Here is a 23,924-nt window from a genome sequence, read left to right on the forward strand (position 1 = left end):
TCTACCTGCCGATCGCACCGATCCCGGCAACATTCTACGTGCCGATCGCACCGATCCCGGCAGTATTGGGCTCACGCCGGCCGCATCAGTTCAGTGTCCATGATGCGCCGACGCTGACACCGACATCGCCGCGGTTTGTCGAGGCCGACACGGCGGCGTTGAGGCGGAAATCCAGGCTTGTGCTATAGCCGAAACCGAGCGCCAGGCCCGACTGGCCCTTGAAATGGCCAAAGCCGCCGGCCAGCGACAATTTGCCGGGCCTGTCGTCATAACGCAGTCCCGCCGTCGCCAGGGCAAGCGCCGTTCCGGCACGGGCTTCCGAGCGGTTTTCGCTGACCTGCTCGCCAAGATCCTGCAAGCCGCCTTCCAGCGCACCGACACGGCCGTCGAGCAAGGCGATGTTGTTCTCGTTGACCGTCGTGCGGCTGTCGAGACTGAATATCTGCGCGGTGTGCAGGTTGAGCATGTTGGTATTGTTGGTGATGCGCGTCTCGTGGTCGGTAAGCTGTGTCGTGTGATTGCCGACTGTGGTGTTGAGCGCGTTGATCTGGTTGGTATTGTTGGTGATGCGCGTCTCGTGATCGGCAAGCTGCGTCGTGTGGCTGCTTACCGTGGTGTTGAGCGAGGCGATCTGGGTGGTGTGGGCTGCAACGTCGTCCACCAGCCCTTCGATCTCGTCGATGTTGACGGAAGCCGTCGCCAAATTGCCCGCGGCGTCGGACGTCACCAGATACTTTGTTCCGCTCTGCGCGTCCTTGCTGGCCTGGCTGTTGACGCCCGCGAGCGTGTAGGTAGCGCTGCTGTTGCCGATAGCCACCTGATTGGCCCGTGTCGTAGCCACGCCCTGGCCAATGGCGACTGAATTTGAATAATTGGCGCCAGCTTGCGCGCCCAGCGCTGTGGCGTTCAGGGCGTTGGCCTCGCTGAGATAACCTAGAGCAGTAGCATTGGCTTGATTCGTGTTGGTTGTGCCGGCTTCAGCGCCGTAGCCGACGGCCGTTGTGCCCCCATTTGAAAAACCGTTAGAAACTGTTCCACCAGCATTGGCGGAACGGCCAACAGCCACACTCTCATTTCCATTAGCGCGGCTAAACATACCGATGGCTGTAGAGTTGTTTCCGGGGGCCTTGGCGAAGTCGCCGCATGCCATGCCCGTGGGCGACGCTCCGGCGAACGCCGCTCCATCGTCAACGTCCTCGCAAACGAATGCCGCAGCCGGCGCCGGCGTCAGCACCGTACCCAGCATCAGGCCAGCCAGAACTGTACCGGCCGCCAGATACTCTTTCCTGGAAAGCATCGGCAAACCGCGCCTCTCCGGCCCGCCCGATCCCACAAGAATACTGTTTCGCCCTCGACCTGCCATTGCATACACCCCCTGTTCCGAAGCCGCCACATCGGCGGCAAGCCCAGTCATGGTGGAGCTTGAGCGTCCGCGACTTACGAATTTACGAATGGCACAGTGCGACGTAGCGGTAAGTCCCCAACATTTGGAAAGCATGCATGACATTGGCGATGGCGGGACAGTCGGCAAATGCCTACAATGCGCGGAAAATCCCCTGGTTTCGCAGCGCTTCCGACGCCTGCTGTTGTCATTGTGCAACACCGACACGAGGCGGTAGCCGCGATCACGGGAATGGCCGTGCGCTTTTCAGCAATGCCATCAGCTGACTTTGGCGGCTGGTGCCGGTTTTTCGGAAAATTCGCTCGAGATAGGTGCGGGCCGATTTGACGGTGATGCCGATTTCGGTGGCAGCCTCCTGTACGGAACGGCCGGAGGCAAGCTCGGTGGCGAGCCGGGCTTCGGCCGGTGCCAGATCGAACACGCCCGAAAGAATGTTGGGCGACGGCACAGTCGCGCTGATGCTGACGGCAGTTGCTGCAACAAGGATATCCGCGCCCGAAAAGATGTCATGTGCGGCACGGCGCAGCGGTAAAAGGTGAACGATCAGCGCAGGCCGCCCCTCGACGGCTGGAACAGGAATGGACCGCACGACGCGATTATCCTCGTTGCGCGCGATGGCCTGTTGGAAAAGCGCGTTCGCCGGTCCATCCGCAAGCGCCATGCCGCCATGCGCCAAGGCAACGAACACGTCTGCCATGTCTTCCAGAAGGCGGTTGGCCGTCAGTACGCGGCCCGCTCCGCTCATGACTGCCGCAGGCAGCCCGATTTCGCTCAGAATGGACACGGCTGTCCTGGCCCGCTCCGTGCCGAGGCGCGCGGCAACAAGGCCGGCCCGCGCCAGGTGCGGACGCAGCCCGTTCAGCAGGTCGATTGCCGCCTGATCGTATTTGCCGTCCTTCAACCAGCGCTGGAAGACGAACAGGACAAGCTCTCCGCTTGGCATGGAGATCGACGTGCAGACAGGCGATCCGACGCCGAACGCTCTTGCCCACGCATAGATCGGATCGCGCTCGATCTCATCGCCCGTCATGAAATCGTCGACCCGCACGAAGCTTGCCGGCTGGGTGCTGCACATGCGCTGCACGCTCTCGGAAAATTTCCAGTTGTCCCCGGCTATAAAAACATCGATCAAAGGCTGGGCTCGCGCCTCGCCGATGGCGCGAAGCGGCGAATGATCGCTGATCATGAAGATCGCGCCGCTTGCCGAGCGCGAGATCGCACTGGTCGCCTCCAATGCATCCGGCCACAGCTCGGCGGCGAACGCCGCTTCGTAGATACGATCGACGATTGCGAAGGTTTCTTCGTTCCGCAGCGTTTCCAGCATCGGCACCCCCTGTGGCTGGCGAAGCAAGATTTTACTCTCATCCTGCCACGCAAAGTTGCATGGCGGAAGCTTCAACCGCGGGCGCTTATGGATCGCTTACGGCATCGGGAAGTAGCGCCGCGCAGGCAGCGCCAAAGCTGACGCCACGCGGTCAAGGGTCGCAGTTCAGGCCCTTTCGGCATGGTTTATTAATTGCTTGACCCGATTGTGAATTCGGGCCGGGTTGAAGCACGACCCCAAAAAGGCCATGCTTTACCTGTAAAGATCGAGTCTACGGCGATCCCGCTGACGCGGAGATGGCGTTTGGCTGAAAGGGATATGATGCGGCAAGGATATGCGCGCTGGCTGACGGGGCTGGCAATCGCGACGGGCATGGCGATCTCGGCTTTGCCGGCGCATGCCAAACAGACCGCCGAGCCGGTCAGGATCACATCCTTCTCGGGAGCCTATCTCGCCGCGCGGATTGCCGAAGGCGACAACGACCTCGACAGCGCCATTTCCTATTACAAGCAGGCGCTTGCCTTCGATCCGAACGATACCGGACTGCAGCAGAGTCTGATGCTGTCGCTGATCGCGCAGGGGCGCTTCGATGAATCCCTGGTCTATGCCGACAAGCTCAAGGCGGTTCCCGACGTCGAGCGCTTCTCGCGCCTGGCGCTGGCCGTCGATTCCTTCCACAAGAAGGATTTCTCCAAGGCCGAATACTGGCTCAAGCTGTCGCTCGAATCCGATCTCGACCGGCTGATCTCCGGCGTCATGACCGGCTGGGCCAAGCAGGGTGCGGGCGACGCCGGCGAGGCCATGGCTTCCATCGACAAGCTGCAGGGCCCCGACTGGTTCAGCCTGTTCAAGTCGTTCCACCGCGCCTTGATTGCCGACGCCTCGGGCCTGCCCGACAGGGCGGATGCGCTCTACACCGCCACCGTGCAGGACACGGCGGCAGGCAGTGCGGCCCCCGAAACATGGATCCGCAACGCGCAGGCCTACGCCTCTTTCCTCGCCCGCAAAGGCGACAAGGCCAAGGCACTGTCGGTGCTCGACAAGGCCGAGGCGTTTGCGCCCGGCAAGGTCGAGATTGCTGCCCTTCGCGACAAGATCAACAAGGGCGAAAAGATCGAACCATTCGTTGCCGGTCCGTCGGACGGCGCCTCGGAAATCCTGCTTGATCTCGCCACCGCGCTCAACCGCGGCGGCGGCGAGCCGTTCGTGCGGCTTTATCTGCAATATGCGCTGGCGCTGCGGCCCGACAATGACGCGGCGCTCGTTCAGCTTGCCGCCGTTGCCGAGCAGTTGAAGGACGGCGAGGGGGCCATCGCGCTCTATCGCCGCATTCCCGCCGGCTCGCCGCTGAAGGAGCTTTCGGACCTGCAGCTTGGCCTCAACCTTGCCGATCTCGACCGCAACGACGAGGCGATCACCCACCTCAAGGCAATCGTCGATGCGCATCCCGACGACATGCGCGCCTATCTGGCGCTCGGCGGCGTCTATTCCTCGAAGGAGGATTTCCGCTCCGCCGCCACTCTTTACGACAAGGCAGTCGACGTGCTGACGACGCCGACCGCCGCCAACTGGAACATTTTCTACCAGCGCGGCATCGCCTATGAGCGGCTGAAGGAATGGCCGAAGGCCGAGCCGAATTTCCGCAAGGCGCTGGAGCTCTACCCCGACCAGCCGCAGGTTCTGAACTATCTCGGCTATTCCTGGGTCGACAAGAACATGAACCTCAAGGAAGGCCTCGCGATGATCCAGAAGGCCGTCGACCTGAGGCCGAGCGACGGCTACATCGTCGATTCGCTGGGCTGGGCCTATTACCGCCTTGGCCAGTTCGACGACGCGGTGCGCGAAATGGAACGCGCCGTTTCGTTGAAGCCGGAGGATCCGGTGCTCAACGATCACCTCGGCGACGCCTACTGGCGCGTCGGCCGCAAGCTGGAAGCCACCTTCCAGTGGAACCAGGCCCGCGACCTGAAGCCGGATCCGGACGTGCTTGCCGCCTTGCAGCAGAAACTGATGAAGGGCCTGCCGCCGATCGAGTCCAACACGGCGCAGGAAACCCCGAACGTAAAGCCCGTGCCGGCGCCCGCGCCGAAGGGGTGACGGGCGCCGCCCTTTTTCCTTCTCCCCTTGTGGGAGAAGGTGGATTGGCGCGTAGCGCCAAGACGGTTGAGGGGTGTTGGAAGAAATGAGGCGTTGGCGTTCCCTGGAACACCCCTCATCCGACCGAGCTTCGCTCGGCCACCTTCTCCCACAAGGGGAGAAGGGAACAATTGCAGTGCCGCCCCGTTGCCTTGACGCTCGGAGGCCGGGCATCTACGAGGTGCCGCATCCTGCCGGAGGCCGCCGTGACCGTTGATATCCCTGCCCACATGCATCCCAGCCGCTCATTCCAGGGGCTGATCCTGACCTTGCATAATTACTGGGCGGACTATGGCTGCGTGGTCCTCCAGCCTTACGACATGGAAGTCGGCGCCGGCACCTTTCACCCGGCAACGACACTGCGCGCCCTCGGCCCAAAACGCTGGAACGCGGCTTACGTCCAGCCCTCGCGCCGCCCCAAGGACGGCCGCTATGGCGAGAACCCGAACCGACTGCAGCACTATTACCAATACCAGGTGATCCTGAAGCCCAATCCGCCCAATCTGCAGGAGCTTTACCTCGGCTCGCTGGCCGCGATCGGCATCGATCCGCTGCTGCATGACATCCGCTTCGTCGAGGACGACTGGGAAAGCCCGACGCTGGGCGCCTGGGGGCTGGGCTGGGAGTGCTGGTGCGACGGCATGGAGGTGTCACAGTTCACCTATTTCCAGCAGGTCTGCGGCATCGAATGCGCCCCAGTGGCGGGCGAGCTCACTTACGGGCTGGAACGGCTGGCCATGTATGTTCAGGGCGTCGACAACGTCTACGACCTCAATTTCAACGGCCGCGAAGGCGCCGAGAAGGTGACCTATGGCGACGTCTTCCTGCAGGCCGAGCAGGAATATTCGCGCCACAATTTCGAATTTGCCAACACCGCGATGTTGTTGCGCCATTTCGAGGACGCCGAGGCCGAGTGCAAGGCGCTGCTACAAGCCGGCGCGCCCATCTCCCCCCTTGAGGGGGAGACGCCCGCGAAGCGGGCAGAGGGGGTCGCGTCAGAAGGCACCGCAGGTCAGGCGTCGGGCACTGCACGAGCGACCCCTCCCGACCAGACCTTGTCTGGCCACCCTCCCCTCAAGCGGGAGGGATACCACCGCATGGTCTTCCCTGCCTACGACCAATGCATCAAGGCCAGCCACGTCTTCAACCTGCTCGACGCCCGCGGCGTCATTTCGGTCACCGAGCGTCAGAGCTACATCTTGCGGGTGCGCAATCTGGCCAAGGCCTGCGGCGAGGCGTTTCTGCTGACGCAGGCGGGCGGAATGGCGGCTTAGCTCCAGGCGATTTCGACAGGGGCGCTGATTGGCAACGTGCCTTGGCCGCTTGCACCCGCTATTGTCCGCAGCGCTTGCCTGACCCCCGGCATCGTGAACGTGCCATGGGCCTGCGCTGCAAAACAGGCGCTTAGCGCGAGGATCTGCAGGAATGTCGATGCCGTTTTCATGCTCGTTCAGCCAATAGCTCTCTGCCTGAGCGTTGGTCGCTTCAGCGCTGCGTTGGGTTCATGGAAATCTTTGATCCAAGGACGGGCGGACCGGCGCGTGTCCGACAGGCGGCTGAATTTTTTCGGAAATCGCCGTTGGACGCATTGATCGTGCTGGCCCGATCTTGCTGGGAAGGGTGACAGCAGCCGACCGAGTTGCTATGCCCCGCTTACCTCCGCCTCGATGGGGGAGGACGCCGCCAAGCGGCGGCTGTTTTTTGTCGCGTGAGCTCTTTCAATGCCTGACCTGCTTCTAGAACTTCGTTCCGAGGAAATCCCCGCGCGCATGCAGCGCAAGGCGGCCGGCGATCTCAGGAAGCTGTTGACCGACGGTCTGGTCGAAGCCGGGCTGACCTATGAGGCGGCGCGCGAATATTGGACGCCGCGCCGGTTGGCGCTCGACATTCGCGGCCTGACCGCGCGCTCGAAGGACATCAGCGAGGAGATCAAGGGCCCATCGACCAAGGCGCCCGAGCAGGCGGTGCAGGGTTTTCTGCGCAAGGCCGGCCTTGCCTCGATTGCCGAGGCGCATGTTCATTCCGATCCGAAGAAGGGTGATTTCTACGTCGCCCATATTTCCAGGCCGGGCAGGCCGGCGGAGCAGATCATCGCCGAGCTGGTGCCGGGCATCATCCGCAACTTTCCCTGGCCGAAATCGATGCGCTGGGGGCCGGCTTCGGCCAAGCCCGGCTCGCTGCGCTGGGTGCGGCCGCTGCAATCGATCCTGTGCACCTTCGGCCCCGAGACCGAGGAGCCGGTGGTGGTCGATTTCGAGATCGACGGCATCCGCTCCGGCAACATCACTTACGGCCACCGTTTTCATGCGCCGGGCGCCATCACGGTGCGCCGCTTCGACGATTATGTCGCGAAGCTTGAGGCGGCCAAGGTCGTGCTCGATGCCGACAGGCGCAAAGAGATCATTCTTGCCGATGCCAGGAACCTCGCCTTCGCCAGCGGGCTCGACCTCGTCGAGGATGAGGGGCTGCTGGAGGAAGTGTCGGGCCTGGTCGAATGGCCCGTCGTGCTGATGGGCGAATTCGAACAGGATTTTCTGGCCATTCCGGCCGAGGTGATCCGGCTCACCATCCGCGCCAACCAGAAGTGTTTTGTGACGCGGCCGCACGGCGCGGGCGAAGAGCTCTCCAACCGCTTCATCCTGACCGCCAATATCGAGGCCAAGGATGGCGGCAAGGAGATCGCCCACGGCAACGGCAAGGTGGTACGCGCCCGGCTGTCCGACGCGCTTTATTTCTGGAAGACCGACCAGGGCGACCTGCCGGATCTCGACCAGCTGCAGGCATCGGCGCAAAAGTTTGGGCTTGATCTCAAAAAGCCGCTCGACCAGCGCATGGCCCGCCTCGACCATCTCAATGTGACGTTTCATGCCAAGCTCGGTACGCAAGGCGAGCGGGTAGAACGGATTGCGCGCTTGGCCGAAGAACTAGCACCAATCGTGGCGCAGTCGATCTCCCCCCTTGAGGGAGAGATGGCCGGCAGGCCAGAGGGGGTCGCTTCGGCTGACGCGACGCGATCTGGCCTTTCGAAGCAAGAGGAAGTTGGCGCTCCACGCGAGACGACCCCCTCTGTCGCCTTCGGCGACATCTCCCCCTCGAGGGGGGAGATTACCGCGCTCGCCCGCCGCGCTGCCGTGCTCGCCAAGGCCGATCTCACCACGGAGGTGGTCGGCGAGTTCCCGGAACTGCAAGGCGCCATGGGCCGCAAATACGCGCTGCTGCAGGGCGAGCATCCTTCCGTCGCCGCCGCGATCGAGGAACACTACAAGCCGCAGGGACCGTCAGATCGTGTTCCCACCGATCCGGTTTCGGTGGCCGTGGCGCTCGCCGACAAGCTGGATACGCTGGTTGGATTCTGGGCAATCGATGAAAAGCCGACCGGATCGAAAGATCCCTATGCGCTGAGAAGAGCGGCGCTGGGGGTAACGAGGATACTGATTGAGAACGGGATTAGGTTGTCCCTAAAATCTGTGGCCAATGTCGCGTCCGAAGATATTGCAGATCACATACGCGATCCCAAACTCGACCGGCAGTTCGAAATTGCTGCGGAGCTAGAGCAGCAACTCGGCGGGGATTCGCTTACCGATCTCGTCATCGAACGCGATTCCGCAATCTCAAACAACTCCTTTGAGCGTTCCGGAGAAAGGCAGCAGCAAGAGATCAAGGACCTCCTCGCCTTCTTCCACGACCGCCTCAAAGTCTATCTCCGCGACCAGGGTGCACGGCACGATTTGATTGACGCGGTGCTGGCGGGTGGCGCTGCCCCCTCATCCGGCCCTGCGGGCCACCTTCTCCCCGCTGGGGAGAAGAAGCTGGCACCGGCGTTGGCGACCTCTTCTCCCCTCGGGGAGAAGGTGGCCGCGAAGCGGCCGGATGAGGGGGCTTCGCAAAACGACGACCTGCTGCAAATCGTCCGCCGCGTCGAAGCGCTCGGCTCATTCCTTGACACCGAGGACGGCAGGAACCTGCTTGCCGGCACCAAGCGTGCCGCCAACATTCTCTCCGCCGAGGAGAAGAAGAAAACGACGATCGCCGACCATGTTGAGCCGGCTCTATTCCGGGAGGACGCAGAAAAAATACTGTTCGCGGCGGTGAATCAGGCCGAGAGGCAAGCCGGCGAAGCAATTCAAAACGAAGACTTTTCCGCCGCCATGCTGGCGCTTAGCGTGTTGCGCGAGCCGGTTGATTCATTCTTTGAGAAAGTCCTCGTAAACGATGAGGACCAGGCGGTGCGCGCCAATCGCCTGGCGTTGCTCGCCCGCATCCGCGCGGCAACCGACCGGGTCGCGGATTTCTCCAAGATAGCCGGCTGACGTCCGCGAAGAAATCTTCGCTTGTTGCGCTATTTGGGCTGGTCGGGAGCTGCTAGCGGCGCCGGCTGCGGCGCCGCCGGCTCGGGGGTTTTGCTGGCGACCTTTGGGTCGGCCTTGCTGTTCGCGGCCGGCGCGGCAGCGGTGGCCGGCGTGGCTTTGGGCGCGGGCGTTGCAAAGGCATCGCCGACGATACCGCCGCGAATGATCATCGGCCTTCCGGTGAAGCCATGACTCGGCTGGCTTGGGATTGCCGCGACCTTTTCATCGGTGACGGTTTCATTGACGTCAGGCAGCTTCTCGCCGAGCGCGACGATCGAAGGTGTTTTCGCCCGCTCGAGCGCGCCGGCACTTACCACCGACGGCGTCGCCGTCGTCTGCCCGACAAAAACCAGCGATGAGGCCTGTGCCGTGCCGGCCATAAAAGCCAGACCCAGCGCTCCAAGGATACGCATCGAAAGCATGACAATTCCCCTTGCCCAACAACGCAGCACCTTTAGCCGAGGGCAATTGATGCCGGCTTGCGGGGAAACATAGCATTTTAACGATTTGCGATTCGCCAACGCCGGGCTTGCTCGCCCGGCGTCGCCGTATTAGGCAGCCGCATCCGTGAGGTGACGACAGTGGCTGAAATTCGTGCCGTCGGCGAGGCGATGGAAAGGGCGTTGGCGCTGCTCGAGAGCGGCGACGTCGTCGCCATCCCGACCGAGACCGTCTATGGGCTGGCCGGCGACGCGACCAATGGCGTTGCCGTGGCTCGTATCTTCGAAGCCAAGGGCCGACCTCGCTTCAACCCGCTGATCGCCCATATAGCCGATCCGGCTATGGCCGGGCGCATCGCGCTGTTCGATCCGCTGTCGGAAAGATTGGCGCAGGCATTCTGGCCGGGGCCGCTGACGCTGGTGCTGCCGCAACGGCCCGGCAACGGCATTCATCCGCTGGTCACCGCAGGGCTGGACACCATCGCGCTGCGCATGCCGAAAGGCTTTGGCGGCGAGCTGATCGCCAGGTTCGGCCGCGCTCTTGCGGCGCCCAGCGCCAATTCCTCGGGCAGGATCAGCGCCACGACGGCCGAAGCCGTGGCCGCCGACCTCGGTCCCAGGATCAAGCTTGTGGTCGATGGCGGCGCGACGCCGGTCGGGCTGGAATCGACCATCGTCAAGGTCGAAGCTGGAAAGCTGCGGCTGCTGCGGCCGGGCGGCATTGCCGCCGAAGAGATCGAAGCGGTCGCCGGGGTGAAGTTGCTGCGCGGCGCTTCGGTCATCGAGGCGCCCGGCATGCTTGCCTCGCACTATGCACCAGGTGCGGCGGTGCGGCTCAATGCTGCGGAGGTCGCACCGGGCGAAGCCTTGCTGGCCTTCGGCCGCAGCCGTGCCGAAGGCTGGCGCGATGCAGCCGCACTGCGCAATTTGTCGCAGACCGGCGACGTGCGCGAGGCAGCAAGCAATCTCTTCGCTCATCTGCAGGATCTCGATCGCAGCGGCGCCAAAACCATCGCCGTCGAGCCGATCCCGGTCGACGGGCTGGGCGAGGCGATCAACGACAGGCTTTCGCGCGCCGCCGCCCCGCGTGACAAGATCGCCTCGCGTGACAAGATGGATTGAGCACCATAGTTTCCACCCATGAACGACATTTCCCCCGACCTCGACCCCGCCGTCGTTACGCGCTTTGCGGCAATCGTCGGTGACAAATATGCGCTGCGCGACCAGCAGGACATCGCGCCTTACCTTACCGAGCGGCGCGGACTTTGGCACGGCAGGACGGCCCTGGTGCTGAGGCCGGGGACCGTCGAGGAGGTCAGCCGCATCATGCGGCTGGCGACCGAAACCGGCACGCCCATCGTGCCGCAAAGCGGCAACACCGGGCTGGTCGGCGCCCAGGTGCCGGACGTATCCGGCCGCGAGATCGTGCTGTCGCTGTCGCGGCTGAACCGCATCCGTGAGATCGATACACTGTCCAACACGGTGACGGTCGAAAGCGGCGTCATCCTGCAGACGCTGCAGGAAGCGGCCGATGCCGCCGACCGGCTGTTTCCGCTGTCGCTTGCCGCGCAAGGCTCCTGCCAGATCGGCGGCAACCTCTCCTCCAACGCGGGCGGCACCGGCGTGCTTGCCTACGGCAATGCGCGCGAGCTCTGCCTCGGCGTCGAGGTGGTGCTGCCGACCGGCGAAGTGTTCGACGATCTGCGCAAGCTGAAAAAGGACAATACCGGTTATGATCTGAAGGACCTGTTCGTCGGCGCGGAAGGCACGCTCGGCATCATCACCGCCGCCGTGCTCAAGCTTTTCCCCAAGCCCAAGGGGCGCGAGGTGGCGTTTGCCGGCCTGTCATCGCCGGAGGCGGCACTGTCGCTGTTCAGCCTGGCGATGGACCGTGCAGGGGCAGCGCTCACCGCCTTCGAGCTGATCGGCCAGAGGCCCTACGACTTCACGCTTGCCCACGCACAAGGCGTGGCGCGGCCGCTGGCCGGCGATTGGCCGTGGTATGTGCTGATGCAGATCTCGTCGGGCCGCTCGGCCGAGGATGCACGGGCGCTGATCGAGGAGGTGCTGGAGGCAGGCCTCGAGCAAGGGATCGTCGGCGATGCGGTGATCGCGGCAAGCATGGCCCAGGGCGACGCGTTCTGGAATTTCCGCGAGGTGCTGCCCGAGGCGCAGAAACCGGAAGGTGCCTCGATCAAGCACGACATCTCGGTGCCGGTGGCGTCGATCCCGCCCTTCATCGAAAAGGCCGCCGGCGCCGTGCAATCGGTCAGTCCCGGCGCACGCGTCGTCTGCTTCGGCCACATGGGCGACGGCAACCTGCACTACAACATCTCCCGGCCGGTCGACGGCGATGACGAGGCGTTTCTCGGCCTTTACCACGTCATGAACAAGGCCGTGCACGACGTCGTTCGCTCGTTTCACGGCTCGATCTCGGCCGAGCACGGCATCGGCCAGTTGAAGCGCGACGAATTGATCGCGACGGCGCCGCCGACGGCGATCGAGCTGATGCGCAGGGTGAAGGCCGCCTTCGACCCGGCCGGCATCATGAATCCTGGTAAGGTTATCTGATCCTTTCGCCGGCCTGCGCCGGTTGGCATTCCGATAACCATCCGCCCCAGATCAGCAAAATTTAACCGACTTTCTTAAGCGCGAGGATAAGAAGCCAGCGCTAATGTTTCTCCACAACGAGGCTGGGAAAACCGGCCCGGAGAACCGGAAACACCGGCTCTCAGGAGAAACAGGAAAGGCACGATATGAACACTGGACTGAAGCCAGTCTGGGCCGGCCGCAATATGCGTCTCGACCCATTCCGCCTGCCGCAGGTGGTGAGCTACGCCACGCGCGACGACTATGGCGACGTCACCTTCACCATCGACCAGCGCGGCGCGGTTATCCGCCGCACGCTGGAGATGAGCGGCGTGCCGGCGATCATCGCTCTGCCCGCCAACGCCTTTCGCGGCGTCGCCGCCCGCGCCATGGAGGATCCGGATGGCAATGTCACAGTGACGCTTGAGCTTCTGCACAACGATCCGATGCTGTCGGTGCCGCTGCTGGTCGCCGACGATCTCGACGACGTCGCCGCCGACTGGCGTGCCTGGGCCGACGCCTACCGCCTGCCGATGCTGCTGATCGAGGCCGACGGCATTGCCCGCACGCTGGAAGAATCGCTCGGCGCCGCCATCAAGGCGCTGCCGGCGCAGGACCGCCGCAAGGGCCGCGTCTCGACCATGCGCCGCCCGCGCTTCCTCGCCCGCCGCCGCGCCGGCGACCTCGGCCTCAGGCTGGTCATCGGCGGCGAAGAGCTCATTTCGCGGGAGTAGGCCTGAGCGCCTCTTCCTTCTCCCCCTGTGGGAGAAGGTGGCCGTGCGAAGCTCGGTCGGATGAGGGGTGTTCCAGGGAACGCCAACGCCTCATTTCTTCCAACACCCCTCAACCGTCTTGGCGCTGCGCGCCAATCCACCTTCTCCCACAGGGGGAGAAGGGAAAAGGCTCCTAAACCAGCGGCTTCAGCGCCACCCAGACCGCGCCGCCGATCAGGCCGAGGAAGATCAGCCAGCCGACCTGGTTGTTCGATCTGAACAGCCTTAGGCACTGGTCCGGATCGTCGATGTCGAGCACGGCGGTCTGCCGTGCCATATGGGCGCCGGCGGCGATCAGCCCGGCGAGCGCCGGCACCGGTGCCTGCGCCGAGGCGAAAGCAATGGCGAAGCAGACCAGCGCTCCGCCATAAAGCCCGGCCAGCCAGGCCTTGGTGTTGTCGCCGAACAGGCGCGCCGTCGAACGCACGCCGACGATGGCGTCGTCCTCCTTGTCCTGATGCGCATAGATCGTGTCATAGCCGATCACCCACAGGATCGAGCCGATATAGAGCATGATTGCCGGCCCATCGAGATCGCCGAACTCGACAGCCCATCCCATCAGCGCACCCCAGGAAAAGGCAAGGCCGAGAACGAGTTGCGGCCAATTGGTGTACCGTTTCATGAACGGGTAGACGGCGACGATGACCAGCGAGCCGATGCCGAGCGAGATGGCGAAGCTGTTGAACTGCAAAAGCACGGCAAGGCCGACCAGTGCCTGCACGACAACAAACATCCAGGCCTGCCGGCGCGTGACCTTGCCGGCCGGCAGCGGCCGCGAGCGTGTGCGTTCCACCTGGTTGTCGATGTCCTCGTCGACCAAATCATTGTAGGTGCAGCCGGCACCGCGCATGGCGAACGCACCGAGAAAAAACAGCAGCAGATACCACGGCGACGGCAGCAGCGAGAGCAGCGGATCCGTCGGACGCGGATAGGCGCTCGCGGCAAGGGCAGCCGACCACCAGCATGGCCACAGCAGCAATTGCCAGCCGATCGGCCGGTCCCACCGGGCAAGCTGAGCATAGGGCCACAACCCCCGCGGCAGCGCGCGATAGACCCAGTGGCCGCTCGGCGCATCGGCGACGCGGCCCTGGGCCGCTTTCGACTGGACGGTTTCCATTTTGCTGGAGTGGCAGCAGAGGCGAATGCCGTCAAGCGTCAAGCAGGCCCCGCACGCTCGCCACGCGCAATCGGCGCTTCGCCAGCCAAATGTCTTGACCCGTCGCGCGCGGCGCAATAGCGCAGTCCTGGTCTTGGAATGACGAGGAATCTGGGCATGCGTGTTTTGTTGATCGGCTCCGGCGGACGAGAACATGCGCTTGCCTGGAAGATCGCGGCGTCGCCGCTGCTGACCAAGCTCTACGCGGCTCCCGGCAATCCGGGCATCGGCCGCGAAGCCGAACTGGTGAAGCTCGATACTACCGATCACGCAGCGGTGGTCCGGTTTTGCCGCGGGAATGAAATAGACCTCGTCGTGGTCGGGCCGGAAGGGCCGCTGGTCGCCGGCATTGCCGACGACCTGCGCGCCGAGGGCATCCGCGTCTTCGGCCCGTCAAAGGCAGCGGCACGGCTGGAAGGCTCGAAAGGTTTCACCAAGGACCTCTGCGCCAAATACGGCATCCCGACCGCCGCCTATGGCCGCTTCGGCGATCTGGCTTCGGCCAGGGCCTATGTCGAGAAGACGGGCGCGCCGATCGTCATCAAGGCCGACGGCCTCGCTGCCGGCAAGGGCGTCACCGTCGCCATGACGCTTGACGAGGCACTTGCCGCGCTCGACGCCTGTTTCGACGGCTCCTTCGGCCAGGCTGGCGCGGAAGTGGTGGTCGAGGAGTTTCTCATCGGCGAAGAAGCAAGTTTCTTCTGCCTGTGCGACGGCACCACCGCGCTGCCCTTCGGTACCGCGCAGGACCATAAGCGCCTCAGTGACGGCGACACCGGCCCGAACACCGGCGGCATGGGCGCCTATTCGCCGGCCCCGGTGATGACGCCGGAGATGATCGACCGCACCATGCGCGAGATCGTCGAGCCGACCATGCGCGGCATGGCTGACACAGGCGCGCCGTTTTCCGGCGTGCTGTTCGCCGGGCTGATGATCACTGATAACGGGCCGAAGCTGATCGAATACAACACCCGTTTCGGCGACCCGGAATGCCAGGTGCTGATGATGCGGCTAAAGGACGATCTGCTCGTCCTGCTCAACGCCGCCGCCGACGGCCAGCTGGCGCATACTTCGGTGCGCTGGCGCGACGAGGCGGCGCTCACCGTGGTGATGGCAGCCAGGGGTTATCCCGGCACGCCGGAAAAGGGCTCGGTCATTCGCGGCGTCGAGGCGGCGGCAGGTGAGGGCGTCGAGATATTTCATGCCGGCACCGCCATCAACGGTGGCGCACTCGTCGCCAATGGCGGTCGCGTGCTCAACATTACGGCGACCGGCCGCACCGTCGGCGAGGCGCAGAAGAAGGCCTACGCCGCGCTCGACCGGATCGACTGGCCGCAAGGCTTTTGCCGCCGCGACATTGGCTGGCTGGCAGTGGCGCGCGAGCAGTCGAACTGACGCTTGAGGCGGCCCTCGAGCTCAATGCAGGCCCCGATCGAATCCGGTCGAGACGCTGCTGACCGCATCGGCGGTGGGGGCAATTCCAGACACCGATGCCAAGCGCTCTTCGTTTCGCGTCCAGGCGACATATTCGGCAATCCCGCGCGGAAGGCTCGGTGCCGTCTTGGCCGTAGACATTTGAAAGCCGCTGCTGAATTTGGCCAAGCGCCTTCTAAATACCGCGACCAGTTGCTCGAGGCTCGGGGGTGCTGCCACGGTGGCGTAGGTCATGGCAGTGCCGGCGAGCCCCGCCTCGCGTGAGAGCGGCACCGGTATCGAGGCGAGATAATCCGGCTGCACGTCTATCAGGCCGCCGAACGGCCACTGCGCGCGCAATTCCGTCGCGTTCATCGGCGCGACGCTGACGTCGATATCGTTGGGTGTGCCCGCAACCCTGTAAGGACAGCGGAACCGGCCGCAATTTGCGCGCGCCGAAAACTGCCAGAGCGCATAACCCTGCCAGTTGCCCATCGGAAAATGCACGCCGATGTCTGGCTTGTAGCGCGCATACCACAGCGGCAGCCGGGACAGGAGCGGGTATTTATACTTGTTGCCGGCGATATGCCTGGCTGTCGTGCCGTTGGTGTAGAGCACCGGAAAGCGGCCAACCCGACGATGCACATGGCGCACGAATTCCTCGGCATCCTCGAGCGACATCCACTGCGTCGGATCATCGTCCTCGATGTCGAGGGCAAGCAGGTCATCCGGCCCGGGTTTCACGAAATTGATGAAATTATTGGCCTGTCCCACGGGGTTGCCGGGGCGGGCGAGATGATAGGCACCCCATTTCAGGCCCAGCGCCTTGGCCACCACCTTGCGCGTCTGGAAAAGTTCCTGTGCCATCGCATGACGCTTCCAAAGCGTCTTGCATAGCCGCATCTCGGTCTCGTCGCCGAAACAGAAATAGGGTGGCGGCATTCCGTCGGATGCCTTGTTGATGAAGCCGACAAGACGCTTGTCGGCGGCCAGCCGGGTCCAGTCGATGGAATTGTATTCGTAGGCGTCGACGACCAGCGCCCGGTCCGCATCCTTCCACGGTTCGGAGAAATCCGAGGCCTTTGCCGGCGTCAGCGCCAGGGTCATCGCGGCGACAAGGAGAAGCGCTGAGCGGACAAGGGGATGCGCCGGCGTTTTCAAACAGCAGGTCCTTGCTGGCCAAAGCCCAATCCTGAGCCGCCATGGTTAAGGAAATGCTTCGGGTGCCGAGGGGGCGAGTTGGAGCGCAGGCGAAGCGACCCTTGGTGCTCCTCTAGAGGAAAGCGATGGTTGCGATTGTCAGCCAAATAGTTTCAACGCTGTTGCTATGGGCAGGAACAGTGATGGCGGGCGGCTCTGAAATGAGGTGAAGCCATGTTTGCGATAAAACGCGACCGCCTGGTCATCCTTTGCATCGACAATCAACACGAAGGCTGCCGGGGCAGCGCCAACGCTGCGTCGTAGCGCATCCACGATCAGCGCCGACCCGATCCGCCGCCCCTGGTATCGGGCATCGACGGCCAGCCTGCCGACCAATATCGCAGGCAGGACCGGGTAGCGTGGCAGATGTCTTGTCTGTTCGTCAGGCAAGGACGCGATTGGTATGCTCGACGCCGCCAAAGTGTAGTATCCGGCGATCGCGCCGCCATCGCGATCCACGGCAACGAAGCAATTGCCGACTCGGCGTTTGACATCTTGGCTGGCTTGCTCCCGGATATAACGGTCGAGCGCCGACACCCCACAAGTGAAAGCCTTGCGATCATGCGATCCGCCGAGCGGTTCGATGATCACGGCGAAATTCACCGGGATTCGATGACAAGGCGCTTGTGGGCGTCGGCAGCTTTGCGCAGTGCTTCATTGGGCTCGGGCGGATTGAGAATTGCCTCCATCATGGCGCGCTGATCCTCGACGGAAATACGCATGATGGTGGTGCTCTCGATGGTACGCTGAGCCGCCTCTTGAGCGGCAGCGACCACGAAGTCGCTGACGCTGCGGCCCTGGATTTCGGCGGCGCGTTTCACCACGTCCAGAATATCCGGCGAAATACGAGCTTCGAGACGAGCGGTACGCGTCTGTTGGTTTGGCATTATCTTCACCCCTGATGGACGACTTGTACGGGAATTAGCCGTACAGATCAAGTGCGTGGTCCGACTTGTAATTTTGAGGCGAGGCAGCAACTGCAAAATCCGCGTGACAAAAGTTGACGTTTACGTAAAAAGAAGATGGGCTGGGAATTCCAAAAGCAGATGGTTTTGCGTCGGCGCGGGTCTTAAGTTGACCCGCTGGGCTGAGGAGGAGCGAACGCCATGTATCGGGCACCGGTCGAGGAAATCGCCTTCACCCTGAAACATGTCGCCGGCCTGAAGCCGGCGCTCGATGCCGCCATTTTTAGCGAACTCGGCGAGGACCTCGTCGACGCCATTCTGGCAGAGGCCGGCCGCTTCGCCAGCGAGGAGGTGGCGCCGCTCTATACGGTCGGCGACCGGCACGGCGCGGTGCTCAGCGGCGCTGCCGTCACTACCCCGCCCGGCTGGAAAGAACTTTATCGCCGCTGGATCGGCGGCGGCTGGAATGCGCTGTCCGCGCCGGAAGCGTATGGCGGCCAGGCGCTGCCGACCATGCTCGGCGTCGCCGCGCTCGAAATGTGGAACTCCGCCTCGATGGCGTTCGGCATCGCCCCGACGCTGACCATGGCCGCGGTCGAAGCACTCGACAAGCATGGCTCGCAGGCACTCAAGGCCAGATATCTGGAAAAACTGGTCTCCGGCGAATGGATGGGCACCATGAACCTGACCGAGCCGCAGGCAGGCTCGGATCTGAATGCCTTGCGAACCCGCGCCGAACCGGCCGGCGACGGCACCTACCGCATCTTCGGGCAAAAGATATTCATCACCTATGGCGAGCACGATTTCACCGACAATATCATCCATCTGGTACTGGCGCGGCTGCCGGACGCGCCGCCCGGCACGCGCGGCCTGTCGCTGTTCCTGGTGCCGAAATTCCTGGTTGGCGACGATGGCGCGCCGGGCGCACGCAACGACGTCTTCTGCTCCGGGCTGGAGCACAAATTGGGCATCCACGCTTCGCCGACCTGCACCATGATCTATGGCGATGGCTTCGAAGGCAGCAGGCCCGGCGCGATCGGCTGGCTGGTCGGCGAGGAGAACAAGGGCCTCGCCTGCATGTTCACCATGATGAACAATGCGCGCCTTGCCGTCGGCATACAGGGCGTCGCGGTCGCCGAGGCGGTGACGCAGAAGGCGCTCGCCTATGCAAACGACCGCCGGCAGGGCAAGGCGGCGAGCTATCGCGGTGCCGGCATGGCGCCGATCGTGCATCACCCCGACATCCAGCGCAGTCTTCTGACCATGAAGGCGCTGACCCAGATTGGCCGCGCCATCTGCTATTCCTGCGCCCACGCCATCGATCTCGCGTCGCGGAGCGAGGATGCAAAGCACTGGCAGGAGCGCGCCAATCTTTTGACGCCGCTGGCCAAGGCATTTTCCACCGATGTCGGCGTCGAGGTCGCCTCGCTCGGGCTGCAGGTGCATGGCGGCATGGGGTTCATCGAGGAGACAGGGGCCGCAGCACTTTATCGCGACGCGCGCATCGCGCCCATTTACGAGGGCACCAATGGCATCCAGGCGATCGATCTGGTGACGCGCAAGCTGCCGCTCGGCGGCGGCCGGCATGTGCATGGCTATATCGCCGAACTCAAGGCCGTCGCCGATGCGGTGCGAGCGTCGAACCTCGAAGGCTTCGGCCGCACCGCCGATCGCCTCGACCAGGCGCTCGACGACCTGTCACAGGCGAGCCGTTTCCTGCAAGACCTGCAAGCCGAAGGCCGTTCGGACGATGCGCTGGCCGGCGCCACACCCTATCTCAGGCTGATCTCGCTTGCCGCTGGTGGGACCTATCTGGCACGCGGCGCGCTTGCCGACCAAAGCCGCATCGCGCTGTGCCGTTTCTTCGCCGAGAACCTGCTTGGCGAAGTGGGCGCGCTGAAGGAGCGCGTCATCGGCGGCGCCGACAGCCTTGCCGTTGCCGCCAAGGCGCTGATTTCAGCCTGACGTTCGAGGAGGCCGAAATTCACAACGGCCCGAAATTCGCAAAGGACCAATCCGTGACAGAGCAAATCCTCGTCGAACGCCAGGGCGCCATCCAGATCATCCGTATCAACCGTCCGGACAAGAAGAACGCCCTGACCCGCGCCATGTACGCGACGATGTCTGCGGCTCTTGCCGGCGGCGACGCCGATCCGGCGATCCGCGTCCATGTCTTTCTCGGCGTGCCCGGCGCCTTCTCGTCCGGCAACGACCTTGCCGATTTCATGGTCGTCGCCTCGGGCGGCGAAGGCGGTACCGAAGTCTGGGATTTCCTGATGGCCCTGGCCAAAGTGGAAAAGCCGATGGTTTCCGGCGTCGACGGCATTGCGGTCGGTATCGGCACCACGCTCAACCTGCATTGCGACCTGACCTTCGCCACGCCGCGCACAATATTCCGGACGCCCTTCGTCGACCTCGGCCTTGTGCCGGAGGCCGGTTCGAGCCTGCTCGCACCGCAGATCCTCGGCCGGCAAGGCGCCTTCGCGCTGCTTGGCCTCGGCGAGGGCTTTTCGGCCGAGCGGGCGAAGGCCGCCGGGCTGATCTACGAGGTGGTCGGGGAGGGGGAACTCGAAGCATCGGCATTGACGGCGGCGGGCCAGATCGCGGCCAAGCCGCCGCAAGCGCTGAAGATCGCGCGCGACCTGATGCGCGGCTCGCGCGAGGCCCTTGTCGAGCGCATCGGCCAGGAAAGCGAGCATTTCCGCGAGCGGCTCAAATCCGACGAGGCCCGCGCGGCCTTGACGGCCTTCATGACCAGGAAAAAGGCCTAGACCATCTGGCCTTGTCTGGCATCGTGGACCCGCCGGCAGCAACCGGCGGGTTTCTTGCCATGATCTCTTTATCACATCGCCATTTTTTTACATTCGGCCTGGGCCTTTGCCGAAGACGTGTCGATCATGAATGTCTTGCCTTTGGCGTCGGTCATCAACATCATGCAATGCTTGATCGGTTTCGCCATTTTCATCATTTCGGCGCTCATCTTCGCGTCGGGCATCATGGTGCCCATATGTCCATCGGGCATGATCGCCATGACCTCCCCACCCTTCATCACTGTCATTGTCCCCATCGCGTCCTCCGCAAAGGCTTGCGAAGCGAAAAGGCAGGCAAGACCGGCCATCGTGACCAACCTGAGTGAATGCATTGCTTCCTCCTGAATTTGCGCCAGCGGCGCGTTGAGCCCTTCCCTGGTTCGTTCCGGCAAGCTGGAACGTTTCACGCACACGAGATCGTGATAGTGGGAATTGGAAGCACAAGGTCTCTGTAGCCCGGGGAGTTCTGGGTTGTTCGGCGCAGGCGCCATGGCCTGACCTGGGTGCCAAGCGACTCACAAGGCCTGGGGCCACCTCTGGGCGGCGTGCACATTCCCTTGGTTCACTATGCATGGTTCGTCAGGAACCATTCAACCGTCACCGGTGCTCGGTCGCGATCCGGATGCCGAGCCCGATCAGCACCATTCCGGTCACGCCCTCGATGACGCGGCGGATCGACGGCCGGCGCAGGAAATCGCCTGCCTTGGCGACGACCGTTGCGTAAAGCGTCAGCCAGGCAAAGGTCATGACGGCGAAGACTGCCCCCAGGCCGAGCAGCGCAGTGAAGATCTCTCCACCGGGGGGCACGAATTGAGGCAGAAGGCTGGCGAAGAACACGGCCATCTTCGGATTGCCGAGATCGCTGATCAGGCCTTGGCGAAAGGCGTTTGCTGCCGTCATCCGCCGTGCTGGTGTGGTGAAAGCCGCCTCGTGCTGTTGGGGCGGCCGCAACGCCTCCTGCAGTGCCTTGACGCCAAGATAAACGAGATAGGCAGCACCGGCATATTTGACGGCAAGAAACAGTGGCTCCGAAGCGACAAGCAGGGCGACGATACCGGCGCTGGTGGCCAGTGCCCAGATCGTCTGGCCGCTGGAGATGCCGAGCGCCGTGAACACGCCGCCTGCGCGTCCGCCAAGCAGCGCGTTGCGAATGGTGATGGCGGTATCCGGCCCGGGTGTTGCGATGACAACAAACGAGACGCCAAGAAATGCCAGGAACAGGCTCATGGGTCACTCCTGCGATTGGAACAGCGCGGCGTCGTCCCCTAGGGATAAAGCCTCACCTTGTCCCAGCCGCTCTCGGCGTTGCGCGAAAACACGACACGGTCGTGCAGCCGGAACGGACGGTCATGCCAGAACTCGATGGTCTGCGGCACGATGCGGAAGCCCGACCAGTGTTTTGGCCGCGGGATGTCGCCGATCGCGTGGCGCGCCGTATATTCGGCGACCGCCTTTTCCAGCGCGAAGCGGCTTTCCAGCGGCCGCGACTGTTTGGAGGCCCAGGCGCCGATGCGGCTGCCGCGCGGACGGGTCGCATAATAGGCATCGGCTTCGGCGTCTGTGACGATCTCCACCGGGCCGCGCGCCCGCACCTGCCTGCGCAACGATTTCCAATGGAAGCAAATCGCCGCTTTCATGCTTCCAAGAATCTCGCGGCCCTTGGCGCTCTCGAGATTCGTGTAGAAGACAAAGCCGCCCTCGTCGAAGCCCTTGAGCAGCACCATGCGCACGTTCGGCATGCCCTCGGCGTCGACCGTCGCCAGCGCCATTCCGTTGGGGTCGTTGATCTCGCTCTTCGTAGCGTCGTCGAGCCACGCCGCAAAAAGCCGGAACGGCTCCGCCGCCTCGGTAAAGTCACCGCTTGTTAACCCGGTTTCGCTCATAGTTTTCCCAAATTTGTCGCCGGCTGGGGAGATTGCCGATTGTCGCGTATCGCGCAAGCTTTTGACAGTGGGCAATGGAGCGTTATCGCTTCGGCCAGCGTCAAAGCCATGATCGTGACAATCATTCTTCCGCTTGCCGCCTGTGGCGGGGGCGGCTTCAGCCTGGAGCAGGCGGAGGTGGACCGCTCGATACTGACCTCGAGCACGCCGGCCTCAGTCACGCCGCTCGATCAGGACCGCGCTTCCGACCAGGCCACGATCCGCAACGCCGTGTCCTCGGCCGACGTCGAGCAACTGGCCGGGCAGGCCGTTCCCTGGGCGAATGCCGACACCGGCTCGCGCGGCTCCATCACCGAGCTCGCGGAATTCAGGGCTAACGGCGAGACATGCCGCCGCTTCACCGCGTCACGCGAAAGCTTCGACGGCGTCGCGCTGTTCAAAGGCGAAGTATGCCTGGCCGGCGGCAGCTCCTGGCGAATGCAGGACTTCAAGGCGCTCTGATTTTCCGCCGGTGATATAGTGGTAAGCCACTGGAATTTCTTCCTATGCAAGCGCATATAGGAGGCGATCATGGAACCACTCCTTCTCCAGGGCAGTAAGCATGCGCGACCCCTATGAGGTGCTGGGCGTTGCCAAGAACGCATCGGCCAAGGACATAAAATCGGCGTACCGGAAGCTCGCCAAGAAGTATCATCCGGACCAGAATCCGGATCCCAAGGCAAAGGAGCGTTTTGCCGCCGCCAACCAGGCCTACGAGATCGTCGGTGACGAGAAGAACCGGGCGGCTTTCGATCGCGGTGAGATCGACGCCGAAGGCAAACCGCGGTTCCAGGGGTTCGAAGGCGCGACTGGCGGCGCCGATCCTTTCGCCGGTTTCCGCCGGCAGCAAGGGCCGGGCGGCGCGCATTTCGAATTCCGCACCGGCCGTCCCGGCGGTGATCCGTTCGACGGCAACAGCGACATCTTCAGCCAGATCTTCGGCGATGCTTTCAGCCAGCAGCGCGGTGCCGGCATGGGCGCCGGCCGCCGGATGCCGACGGCAGCCGACCTCAACGTGACGCTGGACGTCACCATCGAGGAGGCCGCAACCGCGGAGAAGGTGACGGCGATGTTCCCTGACGGCCGCAAGATGGCGGTCAAGTTGCCGGCCTATGTCGAGGACGGTCAGACCATCCGGTTGAAAGGCCAGGGTGAGCAAGGACCGGGGCAGCCGGGCGATGCACTGGTCAAGATCCGCTTCCGCCGGCACCCGCGCTACCGCGTCGAGGGCCGCGACCTGCATGTCGACCTGCCGGTGGAACTGGCCGATGCGGTGCTTGGCGCCAAAGTGGCGGTCGAGACCCCGACCGGCAGGATTGCGGTCAATGTCCCCCCTTGGTCGAGTTCGGACAAGGTTCTGCGGCTGAAGGGCAGGGGCCTGCCGGAAAAAGCCGGCGGTCACGGCGACCTCTACGCGCATGTGCGGCTGATGCTGCCGGGAGGCGGCGACGCCGAGCTCGAGGCGCTGATGCGCCGGCGAAAGGGCTGACGGTCGAAAGGCCAGC

At 63.7% G+C, this 23,924-nt stretch carries 21 protein-coding genes; 11 read left to right on the forward strand and 10 right to left on the reverse strand.

What is annotated here, in order from left to right:
• Positions 1–85 precede the first annotated feature (85 nt).
• Positions 86–1,297 (reverse strand): YadA-like family protein, encoded by a 1,212-nt coding sequence (locus AC0L2X_RS01595; protein WP_473599247.1) that lies wholly within the window; start codon positions 1,295–1,297, stop codon positions 86–88.
• A gap of 328 nt (positions 1,298–1,625) precedes the next feature.
• Positions 1,626–2,753, reverse strand: a complete 1,128-nt coding sequence (locus tag AC0L2X_RS01600) for a helix-turn-helix transcriptional regulator (protein WP_473599231.1) — start codon at positions 2,751–2,753, stop codon at positions 1,626–1,628.
• A gap of 294 nt (positions 2,754–3,047) precedes the next feature.
• On the opposite strand from AC0L2X_RS01600, the gene AC0L2X_RS01605 reads away from it, so the two are divergent.
• From AC0L2X_RS01605 to glyS, 3 genes are all read left to right on the forward strand, one after another.
• A complete protein-coding gene (locus AC0L2X_RS01605) occupies positions 3,048–4,823 on the forward strand; it encodes a tetratricopeptide repeat protein (RefSeq protein WP_473599248.1) in 1,776 nt (591 codons plus the stop codon).
• A gap of 245 nt (positions 4,824–5,068) precedes the next feature.
• Positions 5,069–6,136 (forward strand): glycine--tRNA ligase subunit alpha, encoded by a 1,068-nt coding sequence (locus AC0L2X_RS01610; RefSeq protein ID WP_473553328.1) that lies wholly within the window; start codon positions 5,069–5,071, stop codon positions 6,134–6,136.
• 447 nt (positions 6,137–6,583) lie between these two features.
• A complete protein-coding gene (gene glyS, locus AC0L2X_RS01615) occupies positions 6,584–9,172 on the forward strand; it encodes a glycine--tRNA ligase subunit beta (protein ID WP_473599232.1) in 2,589 nt (862 codons plus the stop codon).
• Between the two features lie 29 nt (positions 9,173–9,201).
• Here the strand turns inward: glyS and AC0L2X_RS01620 are convergent, their stop codons facing one another.
• A complete protein-coding gene (locus AC0L2X_RS01620) occupies positions 9,202–9,633 on the reverse strand; it encodes a hypothetical protein (RefSeq protein ID WP_473553333.1) in 432 nt (143 codons plus the stop codon).
• Between the two features lie 159 nt (positions 9,634–9,792).
• On the opposite strand from AC0L2X_RS01620, the gene AC0L2X_RS01625 reads away from it, so the two are divergent.
• The 3 genes from AC0L2X_RS01625 (at position 9,793) to AC0L2X_RS01635 (ending at position 12,974) form a co-directional block, all read left to right on the forward strand.
• Positions 9,793–10,773 carry an L-threonylcarbamoyladenylate synthase gene (locus tag AC0L2X_RS01625; protein WP_473553336.1) on the forward strand — a complete coding sequence of 327 codons (981 nt, stop codon included), beginning with the start codon at positions 9,793–9,795 and terminating at the stop codon, positions 10,771–10,773.
• Positions 10,774–10,791: 18 nt separating this feature from the next.
• A complete protein-coding gene (locus AC0L2X_RS01630; protein WP_473553338.1) occupies positions 10,792–12,222 on the forward strand; it encodes an FAD-binding oxidoreductase in 1,431 nt (476 codons plus the stop codon).
• 185 nt (positions 12,223–12,407) lie between these two features.
• A complete protein-coding gene (locus AC0L2X_RS01635) occupies positions 12,408–12,974 on the forward strand; it encodes a DUF6101 family protein (RefSeq protein ID WP_023674094.1) in 567 nt (188 codons plus the stop codon).
• A 172-nt stretch (positions 12,975–13,146) separates the two neighbouring features.
• Here the strand turns inward: AC0L2X_RS01635 and ubiA are convergent, their stop codons facing one another.
• On the reverse strand, positions 13,147–14,130 hold the full coding sequence (gene ubiA / locus AC0L2X_RS01640; RefSeq protein ID WP_473553341.1) for a 4-hydroxybenzoate octaprenyltransferase: 984 nt from the start codon (positions 14,128–14,130) through the stop codon (positions 13,147–13,149).
• A gap of 156 nt (positions 14,131–14,286) precedes the next feature.
• Between ubiA and purD the strand changes: the two genes are divergently transcribed.
• The gene (gene purD / locus AC0L2X_RS01645; RefSeq protein ID WP_473553343.1) at positions 14,287–15,564 is read left to right on the forward strand and encodes a phosphoribosylamine--glycine ligase; all 1,278 of its coding nucleotides are present in this window, start codon (positions 14,287–14,289) and stop codon (positions 15,562–15,564) included.
• A gap of 21 nt (positions 15,565–15,585) precedes the next feature.
• On the opposite strand, the gene AC0L2X_RS01650 is transcribed toward purD, so the two are convergent.
• The 3 genes from AC0L2X_RS01650 to AC0L2X_RS01660 form a co-directional block, all read right to left on the reverse strand.
• Positions 15,586–16,743, reverse strand: a complete 1,158-nt coding sequence (locus AC0L2X_RS01650; RefSeq protein ID WP_473553346.1) for a glycoside hydrolase family 25 protein — start codon at positions 16,741–16,743, stop codon at positions 15,586–15,588.
• A gap of 138 nt (positions 16,744–16,881) precedes the next feature.
• Positions 16,882–17,373 (reverse strand): GNAT family N-acetyltransferase, encoded by a 492-nt coding sequence (locus AC0L2X_RS01655; RefSeq protein WP_473553348.1) that lies wholly within the window; start codon positions 17,371–17,373, stop codon positions 16,882–16,884.
• A gap of 8 nt (positions 17,374–17,381) precedes the next feature.
• On the reverse strand, positions 17,382–17,669 hold the full coding sequence (locus tag AC0L2X_RS01660; protein ID WP_352863215.1) for a type II toxin-antitoxin system TacA family antitoxin: 288 nt from the start codon (positions 17,667–17,669) through the stop codon (positions 17,382–17,384).
• 219 nt (positions 17,670–17,888) lie between these two features.
• On the opposite strand from AC0L2X_RS01660, the gene AC0L2X_RS01665 reads away from it, so the two are divergent.
• Both AC0L2X_RS01665 and AC0L2X_RS01670 read left to right on the forward strand, forming a co-directional pair.
• Entirely contained in the window at positions 17,889–19,652 is a 1,764-nt protein-coding gene (locus AC0L2X_RS01665) for an acyl-CoA dehydrogenase (protein ID WP_473553352.1), read from the forward strand.
• 53 nt (positions 19,653–19,705) lie between these two features.
• The gene (locus AC0L2X_RS01670) at positions 19,706–20,458 is read left to right on the forward strand and encodes a crotonase/enoyl-CoA hydratase family protein (protein ID WP_473553354.1); all 753 of its coding nucleotides are present in this window, start codon (positions 19,706–19,708) and stop codon (positions 20,456–20,458) included.
• A gap of 71 nt (positions 20,459–20,529) precedes the next feature.
• On the opposite strand, the gene AC0L2X_RS01675 is transcribed toward AC0L2X_RS01670, so the two are convergent.
• From AC0L2X_RS01675 to pdxH, 3 genes are all read right to left on the reverse strand, one after another.
• Positions 20,530–20,988 (reverse strand): hypothetical protein, encoded by a 459-nt coding sequence (locus tag AC0L2X_RS01675; RefSeq protein WP_473553357.1) that lies wholly within the window; start codon positions 20,986–20,988, stop codon positions 20,530–20,532.
• 106 nt (positions 20,989–21,094) lie between these two features.
• Positions 21,095–21,724, reverse strand: a complete 630-nt coding sequence (locus tag AC0L2X_RS01680; protein ID WP_473553360.1) for a LysE family translocator — start codon at positions 21,722–21,724, stop codon at positions 21,095–21,097.
• Between the two features lie 38 nt (positions 21,725–21,762).
• Complete coding sequence (pdxH, locus tag AC0L2X_RS01685; protein ID WP_473553362.1) at positions 21,763–22,380, reverse strand: pyridoxamine 5'-phosphate oxidase; 618 nt, start codon at positions 22,378–22,380, stop codon at positions 21,763–21,765.
• Between the two features lie 39 nt (positions 22,381–22,419).
• Here pdxH and AC0L2X_RS01690 point away from each other — a divergent pair, with 39 nt between their 5' ends.
• Complete coding sequence (locus AC0L2X_RS01690; RefSeq protein WP_473553364.1) at positions 22,420–22,881, forward strand: RT0821/Lpp0805 family surface protein; 462 nt, start codon at positions 22,420–22,422, stop codon at positions 22,879–22,881.
• Between the two features lie 100 nt (positions 22,882–22,981).
• Positions 22,982–23,908 (forward strand): DnaJ C-terminal domain-containing protein, encoded by a 927-nt coding sequence (locus AC0L2X_RS01695; protein ID WP_473553366.1) that lies wholly within the window; start codon positions 22,982–22,984, stop codon positions 23,906–23,908.
• The last annotated feature ends 16 nt before the right edge of the window (positions 23,909–23,924 follow it).

This window comes from Mesorhizobium sp. WSM4828 (assembly GCF_055811175.1).